We start from the raw sequence: 5,278 nt of genomic DNA on the forward strand, positions 1-5,278 counted from the left end.
GATCCCGCGCAGGCGACCGCCGGCATCCATTTCGCCGGCGTGCTGAACAAGCTCGGCCTCGGCGAAGCGCTTGGCCCGCGCCTGCGACCGGCGCCCAACGGCGCCACCGCGATGCGCGCCCTCGCCGCCTCGATTAGCGCCCACCCGCTTGGCTGCACGCAGGCGACGGAAATCCTGTCCACGCCCGGCATAGCGCTCGTCGGCCCGCTGCCGGCCGGCTGCGATCTGGCAACAACCTACACCTGCGCCGTCACGACCAAAGCGCTGTTGCCGGCCGATGCCACACGGCTCATCGCGCTGCTCGCTGCCGAGGATCATCAACCTCTCCGTCGACGCCTCGGCTTTTCCTGACCGTGCCTTCGGCCCGGTAGCGCAGCGCGCCGCAGGCGCAGCCGCCGGTCAGAATCGTCGTCATCGTGCTTGCCCCTCGCGCCGCTCCGGCCGCAAACTCGTCACCTCAACCCACACGATGAGAAAACAAATGGCCGTTGTCGAGACCGAACGTCATGGACAGGTGCTGGTGGTGCGCATGAACCGGCCGGACCGGCTGAACGCGCTCAACACCGAGATGCGCGCCGAGCTGGCGCAGGCCTGGACCGATTTCCGCCACTCGAAGGAGCTCGAGGTCGCGATCTTCACCGGCACCGGGCGCGGCTTCTGCGCCGGCGAGGACATGAAGGAGTCCTTGCAGAAGGGGGCGCCGGGTGGCGTACGGCCGGCGATGGAAGACCCGTTCATGACCGGCGCGCTCGAGAAGCCGGTGATCGCTGCCGTCAATGGCTTCGCCATGGGCGGCGGCTTCATGCTGGTCGAGCGCACCGATCTTCGACTTGCGGTGCGCGAGGCGATCTTCGAGGTCTCCGAAGCCAAGCGCTGGCTGCTCGGCGGCTACAACCACGGCCACATCGCCAACCTGCCCTACCCGATCGCCATGGAGATGGCGCTGGGCTTCCGCTTCACGGCGCAGCGCTTCTACGAGGTCGGCTTCCTCAATCGCCTGGTCGAGCCCGACCAGCTGATGCCCGAGGCCCTCAAGATGGCCGAGCACCTGCTCACTCTGCCGCCAGCATCGCGCGTCAACACCGTGCACATGATGCGCCAGATGCGGCCGGCGCCCGGCGCCGACATGCAGCGCCTCGCCGCCGCCCTGCACGAGCACGGCGACAAGAGCGACCTGATGGAATCGCGCGCCGCCTTCGCCGAGAAGCGCAAGCCCAACTTCAAGGGCTGGAAGAACCCCGACGACCGCTATCGCCTGCCGACGCTCGAGTCGGTCAAGGGCTAACTCGGCATGACCTCATCCGGACCGCGGGCGTCTCGCCCGCTCTTGTTTTCTTGCGGGGGGGAGACGCCCGCGGTCCGGAAGAACATGATTTCCCCTGTCGCAGAAGTGTCAGCTGTATCCTAAATTCAGCGAGGTTTCAGTCCCCGCGCCTGGCGGCGCATGGTAGGGCTTTGGCATGGCGAAAACGAAGGCAACGGCTGCCGCCCCGGCGGCCAACGGCAATTCCCCGGGCACGGCGGCGGAGACGGCTGGCGACAACAAGCCGATCCGCCATCTCTACCTGGTCGACGGCTCGGGCTACCTGTTCCGCGCCTACCACGCGCTGCCGCCGATGACACGGCCGGACGGCACGCCGATCAACGCCGTCTATGGCTTCTGCCGCATGCTGGTGGCCGACCTCCTGGACAAGCCCGAGGTCGACCATATCGCCATGATCCTGGATGCCAGCGAGGTCACCTTTCGCAAGGAGATCTACGACAAGTACAAAGCCAACCGCCCGCCGCCGCCCGATGACCTGATCCCGCAATTTCCGCTGATCCGCGAGGCGGCGAAGGCCTTCAATGTCACGGTCTGCGAGCTCGACGGCTTCGAGGCCGACGACCTGATCGCGACCTATGCCCGCATGGCCGTCGAGGCGGGGGCGACCTGCACCATCGTCTCCTCGGACAAGGACCTGATGCAGCTCATCCGGCCCGGCGTCGAGATGATGGACCCGATCAAGAAGACCAAAATCGGGCCCCAGGAGGTGATGGAGAAGTTCGGCGTGGCTCCGGACAAGGTCGTCGACGTGCAAGCGCTGGCCGGCGATTCGACCGACAACGTGCCCGGCGTGCCCGGCATCGGCGTCAAGACCGCGGCGCAGCTGATCACCGAGTACGGCGATCTCGAGACCCTGCTGGCGCGCGCCGGCGAGATCAAGCAGCCCAAGCGCCGCGAGGCGCTGCAGCAGAACGCCGAGCTGGCGCGCATCTCGCGCAAGCTGGTGCTGCTGCGCGACGACGCGCCCGCGCCGGCCGATCCCGATACCTTCGACAAGCGCAAGCCCGATCCCAACGTGCTGCTGCCGTGGCTCGAGCAGCAGGGGTTCAAGAGCCTGCTGCAGCGCTACCGCGGCGAGCTCGGCGAGGCGAGCGATCCGGTGGCGCCGGCCGCCGCGCCGGTCCAGCCGGCCCTGCCGGCGCCGACCACCCCCAGGCCGGCGCCGGCCCGGGCCAGGAGCAACCGGCCCTTCACGCAGGCCGACTACGAGCTGATCCAGGACGAGAAGGCGCTCGACGAGTGGGTGGCCGAATCGACCAAGGCCGGGGTCGTCGCCTTCGATTGCGAGACCGATGCGCTCGATTCGAACAACGCGGGCCTGGTCGGCGTCTCGCTCGCCCTGCTCGAGGGCCCGTGGGGAAACGTCGACTCGAGCCGGCGTCGCGCCGCCTACCTGCCGCTGCGCCATCGCGCGCCGGGCGGCGAGGCGCAGGGGTCGCTCGATCTCGGCGGCAACGGTTCCGGCCAGGGCGACGGCAAGGTGCTGCCCGGCCAGATCCCGATCGACGCGGCGATCGCCCGGCTGAAGCCGCTCCTGGAGGATCCGTCGGTTCTCAAGGTCGGCCAGAATATCAAGTACGACATGGCGGTGCTGCGCCGCTACGGCATCGAGATCGGCCCGGTCGACGACACCATGCTGCTCTCCTTCGTGCTCGATGCCGGCTCGCACAATCACGGCATGGACGAGCTGGCCGAGCGCTATCTCGGCCAGAAGACCATAAAATTCTCCGACGTCGCCGGCAGCGGCGCCAAGCAGGTGAGCTTCGATCGGGTGCCGATCGACAGGGCGCGCGACTACGCCGCCGAGGACGCCGACGTCACCATGCAGCTGTGGGCGCAATTCAAGCCCCGGCTGGCCACCGACCACATGGTCACCGTCTACGAGACCATCGAGCGGCCGCTGATCGGCGTGCTGCTCGGCATGGAGCAGGCCGGCATCAAGGTCGACGCGCCGCAGCTCAGGAAGCTCTCCGCCGAGTTCGAGAAGCGGATGGGCGAGCTCGAGCGCGAAATCCACAAGATCGCCGGCCGCGAGTTCAATGTCGGCTCGCCCAAGCAGCTGGGCGAGATCCTGTTCGACGAGCAGAAGCTGCCGGGCGGCCGGCGCAACAAGAATGGCTCATGGGCGACCGACGTCTCCATCCTGGAAGACCTGGCGGCCCAGGGCCATGCGCTGCCGGTCAAGATCATGGAGCATCGCCAGATCGCCAAGCTCAAGGGCACCTACACCGACGCCCTGGTGCGCGAGCTCGACCAGAAGACCGGGCGGGTGCACACCTCCTATCAGATGACGGGCGCCGCCACCGGCCGGCTCGCCTCGACCGATCCCAACCTGCAGAACATCCCGGTGCGCACCGAGGAAGGGCGCAAGATCCGCGAGGCCTTCATCGCCGAGCAGGGCCACAAGCTCCTGTCCGCCGACTATTCGCAGATCGAGCTGCGCCTGCTCGCCCATGTCGCCGACATCAAGTCGCTCAAGGAGGCCTTTGCCCGCGGCGACGACATCCATGCCATCACCGCCAGCGAGATGTTCGGCGTGCCGGTCAAGGGCATGGACCCGCTGGTGCGGCGGCGCGCCAAGGCGATCAATTTCGGCATCATCTACGGCATCTCGGCGTTCGGCCTCGCCAACCAGCTCGGCATCGGCCAGCCCGAGGCGCGCGAGTACATCACCCGCTACTTCCAGCGCTATCCCGGCATCCGCGACTACATGGAGACGACCAAGGCGTACGCGCGCAAGCACGGCTACGTGAAGACGCCGTTCGGCCGCAAGGTCCATCTGAAGTTCATCAACGACAAGAGCCAGGGCATGCGCGCCTTCGCCGAGCGCGCCTCGATCAATGCCCCGCTGCAGGGCGGCGCCGCCGACATCATCAAGAAGGCCATGATCCGCCTGCCCGGCGCGCTCGCCTCGGCCGGGCTCACGGGCCGCATGCTGCTGCAGGTCCACGACGAGCTCCTGTTCGAGGTGCCGGTGGCCGAGATCGACAAGACCAGGGACGTGACGCGCCGCGTCATGGAGGGCGCCGCCTCGCTCTCGGTGCCGCTGGTCGTCGAGACCGGCGTCGGCGACAACTGGGCGGCGGCGCACTGAATCTTTTTTCTTCCGGACCGCGAGCGTCTCGCTCGCTCATGAAGTTGAGCGAGCGAGAAACTCGCGGTCCACAAGAGCATGAGGGGGTTGAATCATGAAAATCTGGGGTCGTGCCAATTCGATCAACGTGCAGAAGGTTCTGTGGGCCGCCGATGAGTGCGGCGTCGTCTACGAACGCACCGACGTCGGCGGCGCCTTTGGCGGCAACGACCAGAAATGGTATCTCGACATGAACCCCAACGGCGTCGTGCCGACCATCGACGACGGCGGGCAGATCGTCTGGGAGAGCAACTCGGCGGTGCGCTACCTCGCCGCCAAGTACGCCGCCGGCACCTTGTGGCCGATCGATCCCGGTCAGCGCAGCGAGGCCGATCGCTGGATGGACTGGCAGCTCAGCACGATCTCCGAGGCGATGCGCGTGGTGTTCTGGGGCCTGATCCGCACGCCGCCGGAGAAGCGCGACATGGCGGCGATCGGCAAGGCGGCCGTCGATGCCGGCAGGCTGTTCGGTCGCCTCGATGGCTGGCTTGCCGGCCGCCGCTACGTCGCCGGCCAGCACTTCACCATGGGCGATATCCCCGTCGGCTGCTTCGTCTATCGCTGGTACGCCCTCGACATCGAGCGCCCCGAACTGAAGCACGTGCGCGCCTGGTACGACCGCCTGGCCGGCCGCCCGGCCTACGCAAAGAACGTGATGATCAAGATGACATAGAACCTTCTCCTCCCCAGCGAAGCTGGGGAGGACTTCCTACCCGTGGTCAAGTGGACATTGCCTCGTTTTGGGGGACGATGTGAAGGTGAGTGAGGGTGCATTGTCGCCCGGCGCGCGGAAGTGTGCCGGCGTGCTCGCGACCGTCAAG

General features: G+C 67.4%; 4 protein-coding genes. All 4 read left to right on the plus strand.

Going from position 1 to position 5,278, the window contains the following annotated elements; translation table 11 throughout:
• The coding region (locus AB7O82_RS25830) for a molybdate ABC transporter substrate-binding protein (protein ID WP_428554514.1) at positions 1 to 351 on the plus strand (351 nt) is incomplete at its 5' end.
• A 130-nt stretch (positions 352 to 481) separates the two neighbouring features.
• A complete protein-coding gene (locus AB7O82_RS25835; protein WP_428554516.1) occupies positions 482 to 1,285 on the plus strand; it encodes an enoyl-CoA hydratase/isomerase family protein in 804 nt (267 codons plus the stop codon).
• A gap of 175 nt (positions 1,286 to 1,460) precedes the next feature.
• Positions 1,461 to 4,418: a DNA polymerase I gene (gene polA, locus AB7O82_RS25840; RefSeq protein WP_428620508.1), complete on the plus strand. Its 2,958-nt coding sequence runs from the start codon at positions 1,461 to 1,463 to the stop codon at positions 4,416 to 4,418.
• A gap of 94 nt (positions 4,419 to 4,512) precedes the next feature.
• On the plus strand, positions 4,513 to 5,130 hold the full coding sequence (locus tag AB7O82_RS25845; RefSeq protein WP_428555887.1) for a glutathione S-transferase family protein: 618 nt from the start codon (positions 4,513 to 4,515) through the stop codon (positions 5,128 to 5,130).
• Positions 5,131 to 5,278 lie beyond the last annotated feature (148 nt).

The organism is Reyranella sp. (assembly GCF_050185545.1).
Classification (GTDB): Bacteria; Pseudomonadota; Alphaproteobacteria; order Reyranellales; family Reyranellaceae; genus Reyranella.